The organism is Shewanella piezotolerans WP3 (genome assembly GCF_000014885.1).
GTDB classification, from domain to species: domain Bacteria; phylum Pseudomonadota; class Gammaproteobacteria; order Enterobacterales; family Shewanellaceae; genus Shewanella; species Shewanella piezotolerans.
Genome location: NC_011566.1, coordinates 1,516,043 through 1,539,888, shown reverse-complemented (window position 1 = coordinate 1,539,888; position 23,846 = coordinate 1,516,043). Strand labels below are relative to the sequence as shown.

General features: G+C 42.9%; 18 protein-coding genes and 1 tRNA gene. 8 read left to right on the top strand and 11 right to left on the bottom strand.

Annotated features, from left to right (window positions below; genetic code table 11):
• The first annotated feature begins 33 nt into the window (after positions 1–33).
• Both flgM and SWP_RS06630 read left to right on the top strand, forming a co-directional pair.
• Positions 34–357, top strand: coding sequence for a flagellar biosynthesis anti-sigma factor FlgM (flgM, locus tag SWP_RS06635; RefSeq protein ID WP_044555736.1), 324 nt, complete (start codon positions 34–36; stop codon positions 355–357).
• A gap of 45 nt (positions 358–402) precedes the next feature.
• On the top strand, positions 403–828 hold the full coding sequence (locus tag SWP_RS06630) for a flagella synthesis protein FlgN (RefSeq protein ID WP_020911656.1): 426 nt from the start codon (positions 403–405) through the stop codon (positions 826–828).
• Positions 829–941: 113 nt separating this feature from the next.
• On the opposite strand, the gene SWP_RS06625 is transcribed toward SWP_RS06630, so the two are convergent.
• Both SWP_RS06625 and SWP_RS06620 read right to left on the bottom strand, forming a co-directional pair.
• Positions 942–1,400: an LPP20 family lipoprotein gene (locus SWP_RS06625; RefSeq protein WP_020911655.1), complete on the bottom strand. Its 459-nt coding sequence runs from the start codon at positions 1,398–1,400 to the stop codon at positions 942–944.
• A complete protein-coding gene (locus SWP_RS06620; RefSeq protein ID WP_020911654.1) occupies positions 1,401–2,030 on the bottom strand; it encodes a FlgO family outer membrane protein in 630 nt (209 codons plus the stop codon).
• Between the two features lie 346 nt (positions 2,031–2,376).
• On the opposite strand from SWP_RS06620, the gene SWP_RS06615 reads away from it, so the two are divergent.
• Positions 2,377–3,546 carry a flagellar assembly protein FlgT gene (locus SWP_RS06615; protein WP_044555735.1) on the top strand — a complete coding sequence of 390 codons (1,170 nt, stop codon included), beginning with the start codon at positions 2,377–2,379 and terminating at the stop codon, positions 3,544–3,546.
• An 83-nt stretch (positions 3,547–3,629) separates the two neighbouring features.
• A tRNA-Arg gene (locus SWP_RS06610) sits at positions 3,630–3,705 on the top strand.
• A gap of 397 nt (positions 3,706–4,102) precedes the next feature.
• Here SWP_RS06610 and SWP_RS24715 read toward each other — a convergent pair.
• From SWP_RS24715 to SWP_RS06580, 6 genes are all read right to left on the bottom strand, one after another.
• The gene (locus SWP_RS24715; RefSeq protein ID WP_020911652.1) at positions 4,103–7,096 is read right to left on the bottom strand and encodes a M9 family metallopeptidase; all 2,994 of its coding nucleotides are present in this window, start codon (positions 7,094–7,096) and stop codon (positions 4,103–4,105) included.
• Positions 7,097–7,323: 227 nt separating this feature from the next.
• Positions 7,324–11,889 (bottom strand): PKD domain-containing protein, encoded by a 4,566-nt coding sequence (locus tag SWP_RS24710; protein ID WP_020911651.1) that lies wholly within the window; start codon positions 11,887–11,889, stop codon positions 7,324–7,326.
• A 550-nt stretch (positions 11,890–12,439) separates the two neighbouring features.
• Positions 12,440–12,742 (bottom strand): hypothetical protein, encoded by a 303-nt coding sequence (locus SWP_RS06595; RefSeq protein WP_020911650.1) that lies wholly within the window; start codon positions 12,740–12,742, stop codon positions 12,440–12,442.
• A 2-nt stretch (positions 12,743–12,744) separates the two neighbouring features.
• A complete protein-coding gene (locus tag SWP_RS06590; protein WP_020911649.1) occupies positions 12,745–12,930 on the bottom strand; it encodes a hypothetical protein in 186 nt (61 codons plus the stop codon).
• A complete protein-coding gene (locus SWP_RS06585) occupies positions 12,927–15,524 on the bottom strand; it encodes a hypothetical protein (RefSeq protein WP_020911648.1) in 2,598 nt (865 codons plus the stop codon). Before SWP_RS06585 ends, SWP_RS06590 begins: the two co-directional genes overlap by 4 nt.
• Positions 15,521–16,591 (bottom strand): hypothetical protein, encoded by a 1,071-nt coding sequence (locus tag SWP_RS06580; RefSeq protein WP_020911647.1) that lies wholly within the window; start codon positions 16,589–16,591, stop codon positions 15,521–15,523. Before SWP_RS06580 ends, SWP_RS06585 begins: the two co-directional genes overlap by 4 nt.
• A 288-nt stretch (positions 16,592–16,879) precedes the next feature.
• Between SWP_RS06580 and SWP_RS06575 the strand changes: the two genes are divergently transcribed.
• On the top strand, positions 16,880–17,320 hold the full coding sequence (locus tag SWP_RS06575; protein WP_020911645.1) for a GNAT family N-acetyltransferase: 441 nt from the start codon (positions 16,880–16,882) through the stop codon (positions 17,318–17,320).
• Between the two features lie 61 nt (positions 17,321–17,381).
• On the opposite strand, the gene SWP_RS06570 is transcribed toward SWP_RS06575, so the two are convergent.
• Positions 17,382–19,364, bottom strand: a complete 1,983-nt coding sequence (locus tag SWP_RS06570; RefSeq protein ID WP_020911644.1) for a methyl-accepting chemotaxis protein — start codon at positions 19,362–19,364, stop codon at positions 17,382–17,384.
• Between the two features lie 509 nt (positions 19,365–19,873).
• Between SWP_RS06570 and SWP_RS06565 the strand changes: the two genes are divergently transcribed.
• Positions 19,874–20,353: a DUF2947 domain-containing protein gene (locus SWP_RS06565; protein ID WP_020911643.1), complete on the top strand. Its 480-nt coding sequence runs from the start codon at positions 19,874–19,876 to the stop codon at positions 20,351–20,353.
• Positions 20,354–20,375: 22 nt separating this feature from the next.
• Positions 20,376–20,936 (top strand): chalcone isomerase family protein, encoded by a 561-nt coding sequence (locus SWP_RS06560; protein ID WP_044555734.1) that lies wholly within the window; start codon positions 20,376–20,378, stop codon positions 20,934–20,936.
• A gap of 21 nt (positions 20,937–20,957) precedes the next feature.
• Here SWP_RS06560 and SWP_RS06555 read toward each other — a convergent pair whose 3' ends face one another.
• Both SWP_RS06555 and SWP_RS06550 read right to left on the bottom strand, forming a co-directional pair.
• Positions 20,958–21,842, bottom strand: coding sequence for a TonB-dependent receptor (locus SWP_RS06555; protein WP_020911641.1), 885 nt, complete (start codon positions 21,840–21,842; stop codon positions 20,958–20,960).
• A 108-nt stretch (positions 21,843–21,950) separates the two neighbouring features.
• Positions 21,951–22,565, bottom strand: a complete 615-nt coding sequence (locus SWP_RS06550) for a TetR/AcrR family transcriptional regulator (RefSeq protein ID WP_143711236.1) — start codon at positions 22,563–22,565, stop codon at positions 21,951–21,953.
• A gap of 163 nt (positions 22,566–22,728) precedes the next feature.
• Between SWP_RS06550 and SWP_RS06545 the strand changes: the two genes are divergently transcribed.
• Positions 22,729–23,841 carry an efflux RND transporter periplasmic adaptor subunit gene (locus SWP_RS06545; protein ID WP_020911639.1) on the top strand — a complete coding sequence of 371 codons (1,113 nt, stop codon included), beginning with the start codon at positions 22,729–22,731 and terminating at the stop codon, positions 23,839–23,841.
• Positions 23,842–23,846 lie beyond the last annotated feature (5 nt).

Sequence of the window (23,846 nt, the reverse complement as noted above, 5' to 3'; positions counted from 1 at the left end):
AGAAAGTCTCTTTATTCAATGTTGGATACCAAAATGGCTATGGATATTAAACAAGTAAATAGCGCTGCAACATCGCGTATAAACAGCAGTAATGCGGGCAAAGGCTCTGCAGCACAAAGTGCACCTGCCGCCCCCGCGCAAACAGCGGCAGCACAAAAAGCCGACTCTGTGTCAATTACGCCACAGGCTCAACAGCTCCAGAATGTACAAACAAAGATGGCTGATATGCCTGATATAGACCAAAAGAAAGTTGACGAAATTAAAGCTGCTATCGCTGAAGGCCGTTACAAAATCGATCCTGATAAACTTGCAACTAATATCGCAAACTTCGAGAATGATCTCAGCGATTTAAACTAAACCTCGCCGCTAAACGCGGATTAAGGCAAAACAGATAAGGCCATTATGACAAATTTATCTCATCTATTAAGCTCACAACATAGCGTGTTGACTGAGCTTAAAGCCGTTATCAGCCAAGAAAAACAAGCATTACAGTCGCAAGATGCAGACACCTTGTTAGCGCTAGCGTGCACAAAAGCGAGCTTACTTGATAATTTAAAGCATAACGATGAGATGATAGCCGCGCAGCCTGATAAAAGTATATTAGAGACCGATGCAACATTATCTCAGCAAGTTAGCGAAGCAAAGAGCTTGCTCGCAGAGTGCCAACAACTCAACGCTGAGAACGAATCTTTAATTGAATTGAGCTTAGCCAGCTTAAATCGTTTTTCTCAAGCACTGCAGGTCAGTCGAAGTTCTACCAGCCTCACCTATGATGGCAAAGGCCGCACCTCAAGTATCTCCAGCTTAGGTAACAATTTAAGAGCTTAAAAAGCTCAATAGAAAAAGCGAAGCTAGTGCTTCGCTTTTTTGCTTCATATCTACGACCTATCTTGACATCAGCCCAATGGCCACTCTAGCAGAGCTTGCGAGCAGCCTATCTCTTAAAAATAAGTGATCTCTTTCACTTTTTGCGAACGGTTCTGTTGCTGATATAACGCCCAAACCTGTTCAAAATCCAACTCTAGCTCAGTGACATAATGCTCACCGGCAGGATAACTCTTAACGACCCTTGCGCCGCGAATAACCCCTGAAACCGAAGCTTTAATCTCATCACTCGATAACATCCAATCGCTCATCTGGCTAGACGCAGTTAAGTGCTGACCATACACTTGCTCGGCCAGCTCTCTATAAGCAGCAATTTTAGAGGCCTGCATCGCCATAAGGACACGCTGCGCGGGATCATTCGAAGGCTGACTGTCTAATGTCGCATAACCAATCGCAGTTAATGTCGGAAAGGATTCAGGCGCCTCGGTCTCGTATTGCACATAGCGGTCTTGTGCCGAGCAACCTGCAAACATGCTTGCAATTAATAGGCTTGCAATAACTATTATCGCTCTCATCTATTTGACTCCCCCAAGATTTACCGCTTTCCGTCCTGCATGTTCTGAGCGATACAACAAACCGTTTTCAGACACCACTCTCTCTGAAGGGCTTAACATATCTGGCATCGCTGTTATTGGAACAAAACTTTGAGCCACTGATATCACTCGATTGTTGCTGACATCCACAATGCGACTATACACAACGACTCCCTCTTTACTTGGACTCATCGTTGACACCACCACATGCCTAACATCGATATCCGCTGGTAATTGCTGCCAATCTCGGCTCAAGATAAAGTCGCCTTCCTGAGTCACACGTAGCGTCTCTGCCACATTCATGTCAATTAAATTAAACTGATGATCATGTAGTGCAGCAATTAGTCCTTGCTGATACTGCAGGCCCAGTTCGTTCGTGGTAGCCAAATCAGCTAGCAATACCGGTGTAGCCACCAGCAATGGCTGAGTCGGTTTTAAGCTATCATTTTGCCTTACCAACTCATTGACCATCTGCTGAGCCAAATGGTTAATTGACGACAAATGAGGCAAGCCATTGCCGCTTTCAAGCACTTGTTCATCAGCAGCTTCATTCTGCGTTGCCGCACAGCCAAGCAACATGAGTAATGGCAAAAAGATTATTGTCTTATACATCTTTGTATTCCTATCTTTCAGGAACCTATATAGCCCCAAAAGCATTTCTAAAAGAATAAGTTCATCTAATGCTGTTATCGGCGCAAAGCTGAATAACTTTACGGCTAAATGTATAGTTGCAGACTAGTACCAATCAGTATAAGAAGTTGATCTACTCAGAGCCGCTAAACTCTCGCTGAGCGATCAAATCTTTATACTGATTAGTATAATAAGGGGCACGATTATTGCTTTATTCTAGTCATATCAATACGACTGTCATTTTGTCGGCGTTAATTGCCCCTCTTTAGATGACAAACAGTCCCCCTTTTATTCGTTGCGGTGCAACGTAAAGACTTGGAAAATCAATATGAAACTTGGCTTATTTAGCATTATTAACACACTATTAGCCTGCACACTTTTTATCACTTCTCCCGTGCAAGCACAGTGGATCCAGGCCAGTGGCCAGGCCAAAATAATTGATAACAACCTAGCCAAAGCACGCCAAGATGCCATTGAACAAGCAGTCAGCTATGCCACCTTAAAATCTGGGGCACGTTTTTCCAGTGAACAAACGGTGAGAAATGGTCAGCTGGTCAATGAAAGCTTTACCCTCAGCCACAATGCTCAGAGTCAACAAGTAGAGATGATTAGCGAGTTAATTGAGGATGGCTACATAACGGTCAATGTTCGTATAGATATGATCGAGCCACTCGAGCAGGCCTGTCAAAACAGTAAACTTAAAGCATCAATTCTGGTTCCTCAGGCACTTATTAAAGACAGAGCACAATTAAGGTATGGCAACTTAGGGTTATTCGAGCAAAATTTGTCAGAACAATTAGCGCAAGTTATTGAAAACCACTCTAACAGCAGCTTTACTCATCTCCACGCCAACGAGCGTTTAGATGTCGATCAAGCACTTGTTGATGTACGAGGCTATAGACTGCCAAGTTGGTTAGGAGAGATCACCGATAGCCAATATATTTTACTACCTGAAATTATTGATATCTCCCCAGAGCAATCTACTCGTACCTTTGGCTTGTGGGAAAATGATCCAATGCGCGTGTTCCAATTTAAATTATCGCTATTCCACGCCATTAGTGGTGAGAAGGTTTGGAGCAAACAATATAGCCAGACTGCTGAATGGGAGTTTTCACTGCAACAAACGGTCAACTCGAACAGCGACCAATTCTGGCGCTCTGAATACGGCGAAATGATAAAAGGCGTGTTACTCGAAGCGAGCCAAGATATAGACAGCACTCTCAACTGTCGCCCCCTACTAGGCCAGGTTGTTGCAAGACAAGCCGACAGAGTCATCCTTAACCTGGGACGACGTAATGGCATTCGCGTCGGTGATACATTACAGCTAGTACTGCAACAAAATATGCCCGATAGACTCGAGAACATGCGTGCGGTAGCCGGTAAGAGTAAAGCCACCATCACCATTGACCAAGTGACCGAAGAAAGTGCCACTGCAGTACTTAAAGGCGTCAGTGCGTCACTGAACATTCAGCTCAATGATCTGGTCATAAAACTCTAACCGATTAAAAACCAAGCAAATAAAGCCAAAGAGTTTTCATGCACTCTTTCTATCTAGAGTAAAACCAGTATAATCATTGGCGTCTCCCTATAGCTCAACAGGATAGAGCAGTCGCCTCCTAAGCGATCGATCGGGGTTCGAGTCCCTGTGGGGAGACCATAAAGCCTAATGTATAGTTAGAAAGTATCAAGAAATATGCAAACGCTATACTTCGCTTTATTTAATGCTTATACAATCCAGTTGTCAGCACTTTGGCTACTAGCACTTATTTGTAATCATAAGTGCTTAATCCGCATATCAAAGTGAATTTTCAAAACACCGTAATAAATTAACCTTGCTCAATTCACTCGCTTCCAGACCCCGTCAACATTAATATGCCCTCCTCTATTATCTCCATCTTATCGATGCATATCGACTCATGGCCTAAAATTTGAGTTTACGAATTTTTCATACGCTATGGATTTACTAAATAAGCGCATACTTAAAACAATACTTTTCATAGGTAAAAGCAGCCATCAAGGATGGCATGTGACCTATTTAATACAATGTCGAAACATTAAGGGGTGTAACGTCCCACTAAACTTACGTCGCTAAAGTCACTATGCCCGAGTAGCATAATGTAGTAGGTGCCCGCTTGAACATTGTTAATCGTGCATTGTTCAGTACTGCCATTCTTCCATGGGCGGCAATCGTAGTCAGACGGGGTCGCTGCGCTGCCAAATTTCACATGCAGATCAGCATCGCCACTACCACCACTGGTGCTAAAACTTAAGTTTGTCGCACCAATTGGCACCGTCATTGTATAGGTGACTTCACCACTAACGGTGCCTGATACCAATTTAGCCGTACCATTTTCCAATACCCTTGTATCATCGTTGCCACCATCAGCATTATAGCGGCCAGTCACGCTGACATCACTGAAGTCGGAATAGCCATGTAACATCACAAAATAGGTGCCTTCTTGGGCATTGTTTATCTCACAGCTTTCCTGGTTTCCACCTTTGTAAGGGCGGCAATCATAATCAGTTAACCTTGGCTCAGAACCGAATTTGACATATAGATCAGCATCGCCACTACCACCGCTAGTATCAAATGCTAATGCCGATACTGCAGCAGGTACATTCATAGTGAAATGAATATCTTCACCACGTTCAGCCGATGCGTGCTGACTGATACCATTTTGTAATGTGCTGTCATCGACTGGCAGATTATTTTGTACAAATCTAGCAAGTAAAGTAACACCAGAGTAATTGCTTTCAGCGCTGACACCGATATAGTTCCAACCCGACTGCACTGGCGTGACGATTATCGTTTCGTTGTTGTCTGGCCCCGTTGACTCAAGCTCATAACTGCTGCCGTTATTGGCGCTACCATGCTCATGGTAAAGGTCAGCATTACCTGAACCGTGCCTTAGGGTGATCTCGAGCGACACATCAGCTAAACCTTGGGGAACACTGATTGCGTATTCATTTTTTTTACCTGCGTTAGCAGAGCTCAAACAGCTGGCAACGCCTGCTTGAACTCTAAATTCCAGCTGCTCTCTCCCCAAAGCACAGGCATTGATACCGACTTGATCATTACCCTGCACATCATCAATATCTATCGCTTCTTCAGGCGACGGCGGGCGCGTGTTATCTATGCTGCAGCCTGTTGATTCAACAGTTGTGAGCCAACTAGCAAACTCGGCATCAAATGTTTGATGATTTACCCATGGGTCGACAAGCTCGGCACGATACGTTTGAAAGTCACCTTGCTTAAAGAGATCTAACATAGCAAAAAAGCTACTGTTTTGGCGCTCAAACATGAAACGATTAGATAAATAACCCCAATCATAGATCCGAGTTTGTCCCACACCATATTCGTTACTAAAGATGGTGCTCAATGCATAGTCACCACTACGCGCTTCATCGATTGCAGCTGCATTACAGTCAACCAGTGAGATATACTCAGCGATCCCTTCACCGAACCATACGGTGCGCCCTGCACTGTCGCTATCTCTAAAACTGCCTTTGGAGATGAACCTTCCTTCAAGGTAATGAATGTACTCGTGGCGCAAATTCCAAATATCGAAAATAGGCCGTTCACCCACATCTTCGTAGGCGTAAAAGGTCGCTTGATCACCTGCTCGGCTCGGATCGCCTTCACGGTAAGTTCCGCCATTGTTTGTGCTGACATTAAACAGTGCACCGCCATAAGTGACCCACTCTTTCTTGTCATTAAAAATAACCATTTGCAGCTGGTCATTATCATCTGGGCTCACAGGGGTGCGGTTGGTTTTTAGCTTTTCATGGAAGTTGTTTTCATCCACGGCTAATGAGCTACATGCCCATTCAAGCTGAGCTTGGTCCATATCTTGCGCCCAAATAAACAGATTGCCTGACGGGCACGTCATACGCTTATCAAGCACAGAAGCGATAAGCTCATCTTTAAGATCACAAACGTTATACACAGCACATACACCGTTGTAATTGACTGACTCAAATACAGCCAAATAAAGTGTGCGTGCAGCATCTGATTTTAATGGGCCAAAACTGCTGTTAAGGATCTTATCAACCTCGGTGACGAACTCATCTTCTATTGCAGCAAAATGTGCTTCGCTCTCACCGCGATAAAGATTGACTAATTGATAACCTAGGTTAAATAAGTGATAGTCATTATCTGGTTTATCTAACCAGCTAAGGTTATTATAGATAAATGTTTTAATGGCATTAATTAGCGAGATATTATGCTGTTGCGCCCGACATTCTTTCTTGCTGGCACAAGACTGCAATGTTTGCCAAAGCAAGGGGGAGATCCCTTTCCCCCAATTACTGACATTTTCAAAAGACTCATCATAGCGATTCAGCACATCTTTAGTGATATGCACAAAACGCTCTGCAATATTAGCGTTTTTAAGTATGCCTAATGCGCTTCTGACGACTAATCCGTTCTGAGGGTTTTTATCAAAAAAATGTTCACTGGCGTAGAGCGCATTCACTGCTTGCTCCATCGATTGTTGGCTGTTGGCGTTAACAAATCGGCGCTCATCATAAAAGGCATAAGCTTTTAACCAGTAAAACAGTGCACTTAGGTACTCGTCGGGATCGCTGCCGTCATAGGTTAAAGCTTGCGCCTTAATTTCGTTAACAACCGTGGTTAAGTTGGCATCAGAATATGCACCCAACGCCAACGTTTCAGGCTCATCATTAAATAAAGTGTCGATACAGTCACGGCCATTATCTCTTAGTGCTGCGAGTAAGGCACCTCCTGATAGCGAAGTAAAGACTTGCTCACTGCATCCCTGTTCGACGCTGCTCATGACACTCATGCTTGAGAATGTACTGAGGGTACTGATCGCCGATACTGTATTATTGTCGGGCCGAATTTCATCGGCAATTTCATTTGTTAGCGGCTGTGCAACTTGCGGCATATAGTCTTGGCTAGAACGCACATGTTCAACACCTTGATTGTCTGTGTCTTGTGTTCGATAGGCGCCGTCTCGCTCAGTCGCAGCCATGGCTGAATGTGAAGTGAGTGCAAGTAATAATATGGTGAGCGTTTTTTTTATCATCGTTAATTTCTCTTATAGTCACGCAAAGCAGGACTAATTTCTCTGTTGATGATTAAAAAGTGGCAGCAAGAAGGCACAAGCTATCGTTATCGCAGCTTTAATTTGGTGCCTAAGGCTTCTATCAACAGTAGGTAATTAGTGAGAGGCTAAATAGCGAGTGTAACTAACCCATTAAAAAGGCCTCCAAAGCGAGGCCTTTGAATGAGTCATACAATATTACTCGTGCATTAAAGGTTGTAATTACCTAGCAATTGCACACCAGTAAAGTCGTTATAACCCTGCAACATGATGTAATAAGTCCCCGCTTGCACATTGTCGATAACGCAGGTTTCATTACTACCATTTTTCCAAGGACGACAGTCAAAGTCAGATGAGGTCGCTTGACTAGAAAATTTCACATGCAAGTCTGCATCACCACTGCCACCGCTAGTACTAAAGCTTAGGTTGCTCGCGCCTGCTGGCACTTGCATTTGATAGACTATTTCAGCACCTGTAGTACCAGAAACTAACGTCGCAACGCCTGATTGAAGTACTGAGATGCTTGCTTGAGTGGTGGCTGTACTAGTAGAGCCCTCATTATCAGTAACCGTTAACGTAACGGAATAGATCCCAGCTGCAGCAAACGTATGGTTTACCGTAGCTGAATTACTGGTTGTGCCATCACCGAGATCCCATAGGTAATTAGCAATTGAGCCGTCAACATCTGTTGAGGTACTGCTCATGGTAATACTGTCACCAATATTACTCACAAACGGGCCGTCAATTTGCGCTACGGGCGCCTGATTACTATGACCTGCAGCAACGTACTGCCCAGTAACACTCACGTCATTAAAGTCTTGGTAGCCACGTAGCATTACATGGTAGGTACCAGCTTGAGCATTATCTATGTTACAGCTTTCAAGGTTACCGCCTTTATAAGGGCGGCAATCATAGTCACTGACTGTCGGTTGAGATCCAAACTTAACATACATATCCGCATCACCCGTGCCACCTGCTGTTGCAAAGGTTAAGGCTGATACTCCAGCAGATACATTCATGCTAAAATGCACCTCTTCATCACGCTGACCTGAAGCTAGCTGACTAACGCCATTTTGCAGGCTATCATCAGTCACTAGGCTTGTTGGACGACAAGACGCTACATCATAGTCAACAACAATTGTTGCACCTGCAACGGCCCCAGTTAACTCTATATAGCCCCAGCTTTTCGCATCATCAGGAATCGTATAGAAGGCACATTGCTGGCCATCTTGGCTAGTTGATACGGCGCTGTAGTCTCCTGTATTAATATTCGGCCAGCTACCTGAGCCGAAGTAAATCAGCGCATCATCTGCCGCATTAACCATAGAGATAGCAACCGTTTGATGACGATTAACCAGCGCAATGGTTAAACTATCTTCAGTGCCAACACAAACGGGTACAGAGGCAATCAAGTCTCGTTCGTTTGCAGCAGGCTCAGTGCGACAAACATCAGTAAGCGGCGCATGGTCAATATTCACCTGGGTAGTGCTTGTTGCTGTCATGCCATCGTTATCTGTAAGTGTCAGCGTTACATCATAAATTCCAGGCTCAGCAAATTGATGCACTGGATCGGCCCAGTTACTGCTATTTCCATCGCCGAAATCCCAAGCATATGTCACGATCTGACCGTACTGATCATTAGAACCTGCACTGCTGAATCTTACGTCTGTATTCACCTGGACGTTGTTGTCCAATGCCGCAGAGACAGCAACAGGTGCCTGTGGCGGTGGTGCGATATTACTGCAGTTGTCAAAGGAACAGATGCCGCTCATTAACGCAACGTCCGCGCCATTAATGACACCGTCATTGTTCAAATCAAAGCTTGCATCAATTGCAGAACCTTGGCTGATTGCAGCTTGCAGTGCGTTGATATCATCGCTATCAACATTACCGTCACCGTCCATATCACCTACTGGTAAAATAGTGACTTCAACTGTACTAGAGTTTACTGCGCCGCCATTATCGGTCACTGTGAGTGTGACAAAATAGGTACCTGCATTGGCGTATACATGGTCAACGGTTGCGCCAGTGGTTGTTACACCATGGCCAAAGTCCCAAGTATATAAGGCAATATTGCCATCTTCATCGCTTGATTGTAGGCCATTAAAGTTAATGGCTTCACCCGCTACACCATTGTAGCTAGTGCCAGCGTTGGCAATTGGCAGCTTGTTGGGCTCTATCGGGGTCACGCCTTTATCGATATCGTAGTAGGCTCTGAATCTAACGGAATCATAATCATGGAATGGATCGATCATCACATTGACAATACCGCCACTCGTTAATTGACATAACTCAGTTTGTCCAGGTGCTTCCCATGGACGACAGTCGTATATTTCAGTCGACACTGCTTGGTTAAGGCTAACGTGAATATCTGGATCACCGTTGTAACCATTAACCAGCTCGAAGGTCACTAGCGAAGCATTCACTGGCACTTCAAATTGGTAAGTACGCGGTGTATCACCTTCAAATGACGATAAGGCTATTTCATCGTTAAGGTAGACACGATCGCAGTTTGAGCAAAGTGGCGCATCATTTGGCGATTGCTCGGTGATTATCGCCAACGTCGACGCTGTAGTGGATTCACCACTGTTATCAGTCACTGTTAGCGTCACATTGTATTCACCGGTATCTGTGTAAGTATGAGCGACTTCTTGTTCAGTGCTAACGGCACCATCACCAAAATCCCACTCATAGCTAACAATTTCACCATCAGGATCATTCGAACCTATGCTGCTAAATTCAATGGCATGGCCAACGGCCTCTAAGTACTTATTGCCATTAGTATTGGCATAAGGCAGCTGATTGCCTGTATTTGCTGTTTCATAATACACATGCAATGTCGCGTCAGTATAAGTGGCAAACGGATCGATCATCACATTGTAGGTGCCGCCACCGTCAAACTCACAAAATTCTGCTAGACCTTTCCAACTAAATGGACGACAGTCATAATTTTCTAATGAAACCTCTTGGTTACGGCTTACGTGCAGATCTAAATCGCCGTTAAAGTTTGGCACTCCTGATGCCATAACTGGACCATGGTAACCGCCCGGAACCATGATGACCGTTCGGGTAGCATCATCTGGCACTGTAAACTGGAAGTTATGCACTTTACCTGGACGATCTGTCCAAGCATTATCAGTTTTGTCAGCCTTTAAATTCTCAACTTTTAACAGCGTGTAACGACTTTCTCCCTCTTCAAGATAAGGATCGTTACCTTGAATAACTCTTAAACGTGAGTTTTCAAATTCAGTGAAAGCATGAATTGATGCGTAATAAGGTTGGTTGTAATCGGGTATATCTATCGACACAGACTCGGTCGAACCAGGGGAGTTAAAAGAGATATAGTCCGCATCCCAATTACCTGCTCCATCATGAGTTGGTTCTTCACCTTTTGATATGTACATATCGGGATCGGCTGTATGTCCGTCAAGGTGGAACAGAATGTTGGTCGCACCATGCGGTAAGTTGAATTCAAACGTTTCAATACCATCTAATGGCGCTGATATATTCTCAACCGTTTCTAATACTGTTCCTTCTGGCTCACTATCAACACCTGAGATCCCATCCCAATAGCGCTCAGAGTCACTTGTAAGTAACTCTAAGCCTGTGGCAATAAGGTTCTCATTTGACCACAGTGTTGACCGTGAGGGTCCATGCAAAGCAGCCGTCATACGCTGTACTTGATCTTGAGTGAACATGGCGTAATTGTCGGTATAGTGCATGAAGTTTTCTGTATTGGTCGGCTGACCTAGACAGTTTTTAGCATTTGCTTGCATCTGCGATGGCAAAGACATCTGTGGGGTATCACAGGTTTTATCACCGGTTGTGGCGCAAAATGCCTCATTGGTAATCGAACATGACTTGGTTTCGAAGGTATGAATGAGGTTCAGCCAATGACCAAACTCGTGGGTTAATACTGAACGGAAGTTCTCACTGGTATTAAGCCCGGTGTAATGTCCGTTATAAACCACTCGCGATGTGCCAGCGGTAGACATAGACACATCAGGATACCAAGCGATGCCCGAGTTATTACCAACATTGTCGTCATGTAAGTCATGCATTAAATACAAGTTCATGTATTTAAAGTTATCCCATGCATCACTGGCTATTTTGGCGTTGGTTTCACTGTCTCCATTACCGTAACCTGCTTGCTCATGATCATAACGAACAATACCGTTAGTACTGTGACCATTTGGGTCTTTCTTTGCCAGCACAAACTCAATATTTAAGTTTTCTCGAATGGCAGCAAACTGTGGTGAGACTTCAGGATCATCGATTGAAAGTCCTTGGAAGTCATCATTGAGCTTGCGGATCGCATCGTTGATTTTACTATCCGTCAAACATTTATCACTGTCATCGCTACAGTTATACATCTCACCATAAATGTGTACCACGACAGGAATGTAGTAGCGCCCCTCAACTGCAACACTGCCCTCAACCGCGCTGACAGCGTTAGTCTGTAACGATGAAATACCTGACGATGCCATTAAGGAGTTTGTCTGAAATGCTGCGCTCATACTGCGCATCATTGGTGATTTCTGCGACTTTGTTGCTCTTATTTGCTGTGCGAACTCTGTTTGCAGTTGATGCCAATCTTGGCCGTTATGGTCAGTACCGCAAGTTTCGCCATCATGTTTAGCGGCGACAGCGGCAAAGGGAAACTTGTCTGATTTTTGCGTAGTGATCTCTTTTTGACTCGCACCCGCTTGGGCGGCAAAGGTACTGGCAAAAAGAGTTAACCAACACAAGCGTGAGACACTTGTTTTTGATTTCATACTTTATCCTGTTCAATTTGTTGAGTGATTTTAAATTCCTGCTTTAGTAATAAGCTTGTAACTTTATTGTGATAAATTCATTACATTTCCATGCTGAAATAAAAAATACGCTAAAAACTCGACAGGCTCTTACTGCTTAACAAGTAAGCATTCCCAAATAACCTCCTGCACTTTCTAGGTAAAACATGCCCCAAACAGTGAAAACTATTAATAAAATCACCACAAGCAAGATAAAAGACCTTTATATTGATTTTGCAAGACTTTAATTTTTAATAAGTACTCTCAAATAGCATTGAAAATAGGACAAGAAATAATGCCAATTGCATTAAGTATTTGAGCAGTTCAGAACCCCTCAGTCTTTTCAATTCAAAGCGCATTGGTAAAGAAATGGTTATTCCCTTTTAAGCCAATGCAAAGCAAAAGTGGAAAGACTGAGGGGCTCACGTAGTGCGGGTTTCAAAACGCTGTATGGTCAAACTTTTAATGCAATTGATATAAAAAGGGCTTCCAATATTATTGGAAGCCCTTTTTATTTCTTACCTTATTAGCTTTAAAGTCGCTCTTTACTCTTCTCTATTTCAAGCAGTGCTAACATCAGTTCGCGCTCTTTAGGCGACAATGACTGCACAGCCTTTTTGACGTTTTTTTGGTAGCGAGCCAGGGTCACTTTATCGTTAGCAATTGCCATATCCAAGGTTTGTTCATACTTACTCAGCAGGCCATTTAACTTTTCTGCATTTTTCATGTTAGTCATGTGAGCGCTGTAGGCTAGATATAAAACGGCAGCTAGCGTGATCAGGCTAAACACATCAAATTCAAAAGAGAAACGCTTGCTCTTAGTTTCCGTTGTCATAATTATTGTTCCGTAATCATTGAAAGTTTAATTTTTATCATTTCAGCTTGCTTTGCTGCATCGCTTATTGCTTGGTGTTCTCGCGCATTAAAGAATTGAATGCAAGCAAATAAAACACCGACCATAAACAGCAGCACCAAATTCTTAGTCAGCCACTCTATAATCTTATTAGAAATACTCTTTATCATAGGACAGCCTTACATTTAGGAAGCTCTTGGTAATCAAAGAAATTGACATTAATCGAGTCACTGATCATCTGTGCATCAACGACACCGAGCACAAAACAGCGATACTTTTTATTGCGCTCCAATTCAAGCAAAATTAAGTTATTCTGCCCTTTGTTATTTAGAGTATTTAGCAGTGCTAAAGTAGATGCATTGCTATTAAGGTAAGCAGCCATATTCAATTCAAGCTTCTGCATTAAGGATTGTTTACCGATATTGCCTTGGCTTAATTGTAACCAATATTGTGGATCGTCATAATTAGAGGAGAACTCTTCAACCAAGCCTTTTACATCCGGTTTATAGAAAAACTTTTGATCTGCCAGCAAACCAATATCAGAATTTTGCATAAAATTAGGCATACTAACTGCGGCTACTTTCTCATTTTCTAGCCGAACCCCCATATACGCACCAACATTCATGTCTTGTTTAAGCACAGTAATATTGGTGTCGAAGGGTTTTATCACCTCACCAAGCCCGAGGCTTTTAGGCAAGAATGATAGCCAGTGATAGGCAAAGTCATCATAGCTTCTTAATAAATGCTCATCATGAACAGCAATAGCCTCACTTGGCGTATTTACGCTGTCGTCTGCTTGGTGTGGTGGCTGATATTTAATGATTTTACCGACGAGCCTAACAACCTTAAGATCACGGTAGGTTTGGAAAATACCATTTTCAATATCAAGTACATAACCAAAGCCGACAGTGAAAAACTTATCGAAAGGGTCAACCGTGCTAAACGCTTTTGCAAAGTTGCCCATCATAGTGTGATAAGCATTTTTATTCGTGATAGAAGCGCCTACAGGCAAGGCAAACGCCAATATACCTGCGAGCATTGCCAGCGTTAAATAGCCCTTATTCTTTGGCCATAAATACACAGCAAGCTTAATAAACAGTAAAAATATAGCTAATAAGCTTGCCGCTATACTCATAGGCGGAATAACCGCAAGCTTAACGGCATCTTTACCTAGCATGAACATGCTCCCGCCTGGCGAAAATGCCGCAGTGGCAGCTGTAGAGGTCACCATTTTGATAAAGGAGATATTGTCCTGCTTGTTAAGCCACAATTTCTTATATTTACGCTCAGATATACTGGGGCTAAATTCTGCTAAATAATAACTACCAAGGGTTTTCTGGGCGTATTGAGTCACTTGTGGCAAGCGGGCAAAACCAACTCTATCTATACGAGGCTTAGCTACTGCAAAGCGTGAGCTTTTACGGTACTCATCCCAAAGCGCTTTGGCACGCCCCTTATATTTAGCCTCAATCGCTTTATGCAAGGCTCTTTCATCATTAAAGCTCCAGTTATCAGCAACCTTAACGCCTTGTTCTTTAAATTGGCCAAGCGCTATTTTTAATGCCTGAGTTGACTGATTGTATTCCTCATACTCCATATCTTCTGGAATACCATATACGCGGTGAATATAGTTGATACGGCCACGCTCAAACATTGCCATGAGGTAATACTTGGACTTAAGCATCTTAGCAACAGTGATATCATCAGCAGTTAGATAAACACCGAACGATTCACCCGTGTCATATTTAAGCGTCGTTAAGTACTGAGCAAAATCGACTTTAAGTTGTCGGCGGCATGCTGAATTACAGTTTGAGCTAAAGTAATCATCTTTTACTGAGCTATAACCTTTTCTAATGGCATTAGTAGAATCCTCAGCTACCTCTTTTTTATAGTTGTCAGCATCTAAAAGCGCTTGCGAATAACTTTTCCAATGATTATTTATTTTATCGTTGGCTTTATTTTGTAAAGCCACTCGCTCGCGCTCAATCAGCGAGTAGTTATTCTCTTTCTTTAGTGCCTCAAGGTAGTCTTTGCTCGCCTTTTGGTAACTTGCCAACTCCTGTTTATAAGTGCGGTCAAATTGCCTAATTCGAGGAATAGCATCTTTAATGAAATACTCCTCTTGGCGATTAAGTAAGAATTGATCGGCCATATTCTCTAAGTTTGATTCAATCAACTGATTAAACCCGCTCGAGAAATAAGCCAAAGATGGAATAAGCGCGACCATCAAATCTCTACGCTTAGGGTCACTAACAATTTCATCAAACTGAGGGAAACCCTCAATTGCGACGGTTTCAGCTAAGTAAGCCTCTTTATAGACAATGGCTCGTACTGCGCCCAATTTCTTATCATTTGAAGTTGTATCTACAATGCCATCGACCGCAATTCTCAGACAAGGAATAATCAACGCCCAAACGATAACTAATAATAATGGACGAAAAATCCCGTTTATAAGGCGAGCAGTTTTAGGTGTTAATGTTGTATTTGAGGTTACTTTTTGGCTTTTATCACGAATAAGTAAATTAAACTGTTTGGCTGGGATAAAAGTAGCAACAGCCAGTGCTAAACCAAAACCAGACAGCGTCCGGCCAAATAACTCCAGTCGCTCAGCAGTTATTCGATGCTCACCAAAAACAGCCTGAATAGGCTGGGCATACATATCAATCAATAAAATGTTTAGCGATAACTCTAAACAGACATAAACGGTAAATAGCCCAAGCAACATCCAGATTTTTGCATGGTTTGACAACTTGCTTTGCTTCATTTCTGTTTCTTCATAATGTATTTTTGAGTCGTGATGACCGTGTCGCCATCTTGTTGTCTGTCTATGCAGTACTGATAATCTTCATCACCTTTTTTGAGCAAACTGCAGCGATTACTTAGTGGTTTGTTACCCACACGGTAACTGAGTTGCTGGTTATTAATGCTGAGATATTTTCCCTCACTAAGTAGCTGTTGCTGCTCAGGTAAACGGTTAAAATCGGCATTGGTTGGCAAAATACTGGCCAGTAAAACGGTATCGACTTTAAGTGGCGCAGCCGTTACCTTTTGCGTTGGCGACAAAATGGCATGCTTATTAGCCTGCATGCAGGCTATTAACGGTTGAGAATCGACAACTATGGCTATAGGGTCTGCAACATCAAAGCTATCCATGGTCATTACCATACGTTTACGCGCCTCAGAGGTTTGCTCCGTCGTTGCGATAAAGCCATAGGATTGCGAAGCCGTGGTGGATAGTGGTTCAACAGCTAAATTATTCACTAAGGCAAGGTGATGTTTCGCGACGATAAATTGCAGTCTATGACCTAAAAAAAGCGATTTAGCGGTTTGAACTAAATCAATCAAGCTGGAGTTATCAAGGCCGGGTTCAGGCCTAATCATGATTGTGTCATGGCGCATCACTTTCGACATTAGGCTTGCTGCTATTTTTGTCAGCTCCTGTTGATTGCCGATAGTTGAGAAGTCATTATCTGTATCGACCACCAGCCAGTTTTGGTTGACCCGTGCGACATCGATATAAAAGCCTGACAGTAGATCTTGATGTTTGCCTATATACTGAGGAAGAGTGGTTTGAGTGATACGATAGAAAAGCGCCGCATTACAAACACTTTGATTAATAGGTAATATCTGACCTGCATCAGTCACGCTTAAGTTTCTATACTTTAGCGCTTTTTGTAACTCGCTGTACTGGGAAAAATGACTTGCGTGAGCAGACAATAAACTGCTAACAGTCATCGCGCTGGTGTATTGGTCTGGTCTTTTATCTACCGCACAGCCCCAAAGTAAAAATATGAGCAGACCATATAACCCAATTGTCCTTAGTAACGACACAAAAAATCCTTCTTAAGTTTTATTTTGGAAAAGTAATACACCTATAAAAACATTGCAACTAATTGTAATGAAATGAGGGTTTTAAGTATAAAAAATGTGCACACCCTCCCCCGCTATATAACAACTACCATTAAGCTCTGTAGTGGAAATCATTAAGGCAGATAAGGCCTACACCTTCTGCCACTAATTCGCGTTTCTCGATCAAGATGTCGTAAATCTTCAATAAGCTAAAGGCAGCCATTGCTATGATGTCGCAGCTAATCGTTTTAATCACAGAGATAATGGCCAATGATAGAAGTATTTACCCAAGACAAAATGACGTCAGTGCTCGATATATGGCTCGAAGCATCGATTAAAGCCCATGACTTTATGCCTGCTAATTTCTGGCAGTCTCAAGTTGATGCGATGCGGGATATCTATTTGCCAGCTTCGCTGGTCTATACCTTTGAGAAAGAGGCTAAAACGGTCGGCTTTTACGCGCTATACGAGAACACTTTAGCTGCTATTTTTGTCACACCGAATGAGCAAGGTAATGGTATTGGAACGCAGTTATTGGCGCATGCTAAAACCCAGCGAGATAACCTGACACTCAATGTGTTTCAAGACAACCTAGCAAGTTTTAGATTCTACCTATCTCAAGGCTTTGTGGTAATCAATGAGGGAGTCGATGAGCACACAGGTCATCAAGAGTACACCATGAGTTTACAGTGTCTTCACACAGACAAATAAGAAAAGAGCCCTGTAGCGGGCCCTTAGTGAATGAATATATCTCACAAGTTTACCGTCAATATTAACCCTTCAATTTAAACTGCGCGGTTAACGAGCTTAGTTGCTTTGAAAGCTGATCGATATGTTCGCTTGCCGCCGCAACTTGTTCAGAACCCGCTGCATTTTGCGCCGCTGTATCGTTAATTGCCGTGATACTCTGGCTTATCTCCTGTGCAGCTAATGATTGCTGCCCTGTGGCTGCCGCAATCTGCTCTGCATTGGCAGAGATACTGACCATCTCTTCCATTGCAAGCTGGATAGACTCTTTGCTGCTAGCGGCAGATTGAATCGTCTTTTGGGTGTGTTCGCTGCTTTGCTTCATCACCGCAACGGCATTTTGTGTGTCTAACTGAAGTTGTGCAATCATCTCTTCAATATCGGCAGTTGAGAGCTGTGTTTTCTGCGCTAATTGACGGACTTCATCAGCGACGACGGCAAATCCTCGTCCTTGCTCACCAGCCCTGGCAGCTTCAATGGCGGCATTGAGCGCCAATAGATTAGTTTGCTCAGAGATCCCTCTAATCACTTCCAAAATAGAGCCTATACCTTGGCTTTTTGACTCAATTTCAGCAATCACTTCAGTGGCAGTCCCTACTTCATCCACTAACTCATGAAGCTCTGCAATTGTATTGCTAACATTGTGACTGGCAAGCTTTGACGTCTCAGTAGCATTACTTGACAAGTCAGCCACTGAACGAGCATTTTCTGACACACTTTCTATGGTTTCTGACATCTCATACATAGCAGATGAAACCGTTTCAATGCTCGCTTGCTGCTCTTGTAAGCTAGCACTAGCTTGCACACTGGTACTACTGGTTTGCTCTGCAGCGCTTGATAACTCCGAGGTAACATGAGTCAAAGATCCCATCATTCGAGTCAAGCCCTGTGTCATTGAAACCATCGACGCGTATACGCCTGTACGGTTAGCACTGCGATTAAACTGAGTCGTCAAGTCGCCCTCAGCAATCTTCCGAGTTAAAGATTCCATCTCTGCGGGTTCCCCTCCTATTGGTTTAAGTATCGATTTTGCAATAAAAAATGTCACCAAAATGATCCCTGCAATTGTCAATAAACAGATAATAGCGATGATAGTTTGCAAATGGTTTAAAGCAGCAAAAGCTTCCGACTCATCAATTTCTGCCAATAACACCCAAGATAAGCCAAGAAACTCCAATGGAGTGTAAGATGATAAAACTGGATTACCGTTATAGTCGATAACAATATCGGTACTAGAATGACCTCTAAAGCCTGCGCTAACCGCCTCAGTTTGTACGCCATTATCGCGCACATTTCCTGCAAAACTTGCTACAACTGAGTGCCCAATAGGATCCAAGAAAGAGTCTGAGCGCATCTTGAAATCATCACCAACAAGATAGGTTTCACCGGTATCCCCCATCCCCTGACGAAATTGCATAATTTGGTTTATTTTTTCTATGGAAAGCTGCAAAGCAATCACCCCGATCACCTTACCGTTCACCTCTATCGGTTCGGCGATAAAGCTCGCGGGTTCATTATTGCTGGGGGCATAAGGTGCAAAATCTTCGATCTCTACCTTTTGGCTCAAACTCACTCTTTGGAATAATCGCCCTAAACCAGACTGACTGTAAGGGCCCGTTTTTAGGTTGGTTTTATAGTCAGACTCCTTTGCGACGGTGTAAAATACCTCGCCAGATTTATCAATAATAAATAGGTCGTAATAGTTATACTCTCTGATAAAAGACTCAAAGAAACCATGTTTCAACTGTGCCAATAACTCAGGCCTCAGCTCTGAATCCAGTTTCAGGTTATCCGCCCATACGTTGTTTATTAAGGCGAGATCTTTTTGAGTTTGAAGGAAGTAATCTTCCAACTGATTTTTCTTTATCTCTCGCATTGAAGTTAACTGGTCGTAAGCTTGCTCTTCTATACTGCTACTGGCGATATACAGGGAAAAAAACGCTATGATGGCGGCGGGAACCATCCCCAATAAAACAAACGAATATAATAATTTGTATTTTAATGTCATAAAAAGCTCTTGAGTTATCATTGCATAACTGCTTATTTTTGTTAGCAATAAAAATGTAACAACGAAAAAACTAAATGATAAAATCGATACGGCGCAAAATTGCACATAATATCCACTGTAATATTATTGTAACGTGACAGCGCTTAAAAGTGGACTCACTTAAGCGGATGTTAAGAAAATGTACACTTAATAGCGTGTAAAGGTGATTTATAAGTAAGTTTATCTAAATAGTCACTAAATCTACGCTAAAATCAGAGTAATTCACTCAAGTATTTTGTCGTTTTCTTGCAAAGACAGCCAAACCTTAAAGAAGTCCCGCACCATTTTTAAACAGTCATTGTGATCCATACTGTTTTTACCGTTTTGTGGTCAACGCGATAATTAAAGCCTTAGCTAGCGCCCCTATGATGAACCATTTAAATGTTGCCATTTATGCCGCTAGTGACAGTTTTACGTATATAATGTCGAGCACTGCATGTTTAGCAAAATGAATTCAACAGAGAGGCCGTGTGTCAGACACCTATATTCCGTTAGAACAATACAAACGTAAGTGGATTTTCAACCACAAAGACTTACCGGTTACCGATGAAGATAAAGCGCTGATTAAGCCACTGTCACAAAAAGCATCTATGGAAGTTTGGAATAAGTGGATCAGCAGTAAAAGCAGCTATGCAGAACAATTTGGTAAGGGCGACTGGGCCGCTAAAGATAGTGCTTGGAGCGATACTGAACATTGGCAAAGTGCTTGGGACAGTGAAGAAGCCGCTATTCCAGAGCCAATAGCGCTGCACATTGATTGGCAAGATGCTGCTAAAGTTTACTTTTGTTATGAAAAATACCAAGTCATTGAAACACGTTGGGATGTCTTTGTCAGGAACTGGAAGTGCTTCCTGTTTTTTGATGATGGTCCATTGCTCATTTCACCTAAGCAAAAGCAAGCAATCATGTTTTTACAGAGCGGTCAATACAAGCTTGGATCTCGCGGCTAACGCACACCTAATTGAGGTTATTATGAAATTTGTTTCTAGAATAGCGCTTGCTGCAGCGCTGCTTCTCCCCCTTAGCTTACAAGCTAAAGAGGTATCAGGTGTTCAACTTGAAGACTCTGTGAGGCTAAACGAACAAACACTGGTATTCAATGGCGCGGGGGTTCGCAGTAAGTTTTTTATCGATCTCTATGTAGGCAGCCTATATCTTCCCCAAACTCTCGATAACACCGCTGCCGTTTTGTCGGCCGATAGCGCAGCCGTAAGATTGAACATTACTTCAGGGATGATCACCGCCGAGAAAATGGCCGATGCGATTAACGAAGGATTTGATGATGCAACTGATGGCAATACTGCACCAATCCAAAATCAAATAGACCAGTTTATGGGATTGTTCAGCGACGAAATCGTTGAGGGCGATCAGTTCACCCTGTTGGCAAGTAAGGATCTTGGGGTTACTGCATTTAAAAATGGTACCGCTCAGGCAACCATTACTAGCGAGCCGTTTCGTCAAGCGTTGTTAAAGATATGGTTAGGTGATGAACCTGCCCAAAAAAGCTTAAAGAAAGCCATGTTGGGCAAGTAATATCTTTCAAACGAATCGGGTTTAAAATTTGTAAGTGAGATCCAAGGCCAATGCGCCTTGGTTTTCAATCTCTTCTTTACTATTTTGCGGATTCAATTCAAGTTCACCATTAAAAAAGTATCCAGCGTATCCGTTAACGCTAAATGATGAGTTAACCTTCCAACCGACGCGTGCAAAACTAACCCATTCATCAATTTCAGCGGTCTCTTCATCATCAGCTATCAAGAAGCGGTTGGTTCTTTTAGATGTTCCTACACCAAAATCCCAGTCAGGGTTCATGGCATAGCTCAATTCAAGACCTGCTGGGCCACTAAACCCTGCTGAGAATGGATTGCCTAACTTAAGCTTTTCAGTAATTTGCCAGTTAACAGCGATAAAAGGCACCGTTCTTACCTCATCAATATCATTTAGGTAACCGACGCCAAAACCAATCATATTGCCAGAACCAAAACGGTACATTGCTGATAAAAATGCACCATAACTTTGCGCATTGCTCAAAGATGCATTGTCTGACGCAGCGTACTGGATCTTAGGAGCTAACATGAACATCCAATGCTCATCTGGTCGATAAGACAAAGAAACACTGGCGCGGTACCGTTCAATCTTGTCCCAAGTCTGTTGACTCGCAATACTAGTAGATGTCCAGTCATAATCGAGGTTGTCGTAACCAAGCTTTGCAGCAATCATCCACTGCTTATTCAGTGGCATCCCCGTTTTCAGATCAAACATCCACTGATCACGCTGTAGTTCATTGCCCTGCTCACCCACAGCCGCAGTGCCTGTCGCTATTCGAGATACGCTAACACTTAATGGTGAATACTGTTTGCCCGGTTTGGCATGTACATATGATGAAAATGCCATAGTGGAGAGAACCATTGAGGTTAGTAATATCGGTTTTATTTGCATGCTAACTCCATTAGCGGAAAAGGAGACAATCTATAATTGTTATTCTGACTCTAACTTACGTTTGTTAATGAAAATAGGATCACTTTGTAACAGAAAAAAAGTTAAAACTTAATTTGTCTTATAAGCACTTAAGAACATTTCAACGCTACCGCTAAGATATTCCTCTCTGTCAGGCAATAGTTCAGTAATATCCAGCCCTAACTCCTGCTTCATTCGCATCTCACCAAACATCAATAAGCAAAAGCGAACAGCACAATGGTGAGGGTTATCAAACTGGTAATTCCCTAATTCAGCCACCTTAATAAAATAGTCACTTAACAAGCCCAATATGTTCTCAGGGCCTGCACTATAAAATAATTTGGAGATCTCTGGATGAGTATCAGCTTGCGACACACAGGCTTTAAACACGGTAATCGCTTCAGGACTGGTGATCACTTCGCCAAAGTGTTTAGCAAACATGGCTAAGGTGGTTTCCGGTGTCGATGGATCGGCCAACATTTCATCGTTAACCCCGTGCATAATGCATTTGGATTCTATCGATGCCACAAACAGGTCATCTTTACAGCCAAAGTGAGAATACACAGTTTGCTTAGACACCCCAGCAAGCTTCGCCACCTCATCCATACTGGTGTTCGGAAAGCCTTGTTCACAAAAAAGCTCTTTAGCCGCAAGTAAAATTTGGTCTCTTTTTTGCTCGCTACGGCTCATCACAGGTGTATTCATTGGCATTTACGCTCTTTTTAGGCTGCTGAAAAATATCAGTTAAGCTATTTAATCACAAAATGGACTGGACAGTCTAGTTCTTACAAAATAGACTAGACAGTCTAGTTTAACGTTTCCTTTACGCTGTGTTAACCATTAACTTAACTCAAACGGATTTTATAAAATGGATATTATGAGAGTTTTAACTCGTCGTAGGCTTATCGCAAGCATAGTTGCTGTTAGCTTTTTAACTGCATGCCAAGATGCTCCCGTTGCCGTCTTAGATACCCCGAGTTATCAATCCGTGAGTAGTAGTGAATTAGTAGCCGAATCTTCTTACCCCTACTCGCAAGAATTTTCAGGCACTATCCGCGCAGGAAACACCACTGGCGTGGGTTTTGAGTTAGCAGGGAAAATTAATGCGCTGTTGGTCGACAGTGGAGATACTGTCGCCAAAGGGCAATTGTTAGCACAACTAGACACCCGATTATTGCAGGCGGAAAAGAGAGAACTCAACGCCAGTCTTGCACAAAATAAGGCTGATCTAGACTTAGCGACTGCAACCTTAAATAGAAGCTTAAAATTAAAGAAACAGGGCTACGCTTCAGAGCAGCAACTTGATGAGTTAAAAGGTCAACTAAGCAGTTTGCAAGCAGCCAAAAGCCGTTTAATAGCCTCTTTACAGGCCAATCAACTCAAGATACAAAAGTCAGATCTGCTAGCTCCCTTTAATGGCAGCATTAGTAAACGTCGCCATAACCTCGGTGAAGTGATCGGTTTGGGCAGTCCTGTATTTACTTTAGTTCAGCACAACAATGTACAAGCCTATATTGGCGTTCCTGTTGCTGTATCAAACAACTTAAGCAGTGGCAAAACCGTTAATTTACGCGTTAGAGATAAGTTCTACCAAGGTATAATTGCCGGTATAGGCGCCGAGTTAGACCCAGTTACTCGTACAGTAGAACTTCGAGTGACACTGCCGAAAGATGCGGAGGTCATCAATGGTGAGCTCAGTTATTTCAGTTATCAACACGATATTGAGACTGCTGGTTATTGGGTGCCAATATCAGCGCTAACAGATGGCGTGCGTGGACTATGGAACATTTATGTCATAACCCAAGATAGCCAGCAGCGTGATAGGGTCGAACGCAGAGATGTCGAGATCATCTATACCTCAAAAGACAAAGCCTTTATCAATGGTGCTATCAGTGCTAACGAAACCTATGTCGACCAAGGCTTACACAAGTTAGTTGCTGGGCAAATAGTCACTCGCCAAACTAGCTTAGCAACGAGGTAGTCGAA